This is a genomic window from Falsihalocynthiibacter sp. S25ZX9, assembly GCF_041205405.1.
GTDB lineage: Bacteria > Pseudomonadota > Alphaproteobacteria > Rhodobacterales > Rhodobacteraceae > Falsihalocynthiibacter > Falsihalocynthiibacter arcticus.
Map to the genome: position 1 here is coordinate 1 of NZ_JBGFCD010000060.1, position 1,142 is coordinate 1,142.

The window sequence follows — 1,142 nt, forward strand, 5'->3', positions numbered from 1 at the left end:
ATCGTCCGCTGCCAGTCTAAACCTTCGATGAAATGCGTCATGAACAACCTCCATACCGAATACGGAAATTATAGCAGCATCTGGATCAAAATGGGGGAGTTTTCACACAGCCTCCGGACAAGACTGCCGTCTGTTTATTCACCTCAATGGGCTTTGGAGTTGGTGCTGAAGCAATTTGATTTCATCGCCAGAAATCACCACTCCCTTACGCCAAAGGTTATCCTTCATCACGGTCGGATATTGGTTTGCGTAGTCACGAAATTTGTCGTTGGTCACAACAAAAGATATTGGCATATACTTGAGAAACTCCAGAATGTATCTGTCTGCCTGAAACCCGCTAGGCACGACATAGATTTCGTCTTCTCTGAGCCCAAAAATGTCTTCTAGCATCACCAGTGAATGCCGCTTGTCCCTTGCGAAAGCTCCGTGTTCTTCAAGGGTATAAAAAATATTGGCATCAAAGAAACAAACGATACGGTATCCTTGTGAGCGAAGCAGGTGCGCGATCTCACCAAGCGGTTGAGCGTCTAACCCTTTGTCATGCCCAAGATGGTAAATATTGTTTCCATCAAAAACGGCCACCTTTTCATCCAGTCGCAGTCCATGAATGAAACCCTGCCGATCATTGATCAACAAAAAGTGCGGCCTGTTTTCGCGAACTTTTCGGTTCACAAACCACCAGAAAACAATCAGTGCCGTCAAGAGGGCCAAAAATGAGACCTGGTCCCAGTCTGACTGCCCTAAGAACCACCATAAAAGCAATGCGGATATGCAAGCCAGCAAGCCGAAGTTTAGGACCCTTAGTAGGGTGCGCCGGAGCCATGCGCCAGTATTGATACCTAGTTTCGGGGTGATTTCCCCTGAGAGTTCTTCGCCCAATGTAATTTTTTTGGAGGTCATGGTTTTTCTCATGCAAAAGCTAATCGCTGAAAAGTAACTAAATTAGCATTGGAATACCATAAGGGCTCAAACCTGCTGTTAGCTGCGCAAAACATCAAGGTCCGGTTTGGGACGTTCGTGTCATTCGACACTAAGGGCGGTGGCCTCAACTGGTCGACGCAACACTTTAATCTTTAGGAAGAGATGGAGTGTTTGCCATGAAATATCGTCGTAGGATTTATTATTCAACTGAACAGCGTGCT

General features: G+C 46.1%; 1 protein-coding gene. It reads right to left on the minus strand.

Annotated features, from left to right (window positions below):
• Nucleotides 1-138: 138 nt before the first annotated feature.
• Nucleotides 139-900 carry a hypothetical protein gene (locus AB9F29_RS21245; protein ID WP_369757171.1) on the minus strand — a complete coding sequence of 254 codons (762 nt, stop codon included), beginning with the start codon at nt 898-900 and terminating at the stop codon, nt 139-141.
• Between the last annotated feature and the right edge of the window lie 242 nt (nt 901-1,142).

Bases quoted from the DNA above. Each gene is read 5' to 3' on its own strand.
- AB9F29_RS21245 (WP_369757171.1), bottom strand. From the start codon at position 900: ATGACCTCCAAAAAAATTACATTGGGCGAAGAACTCTCAGGGGAAATC.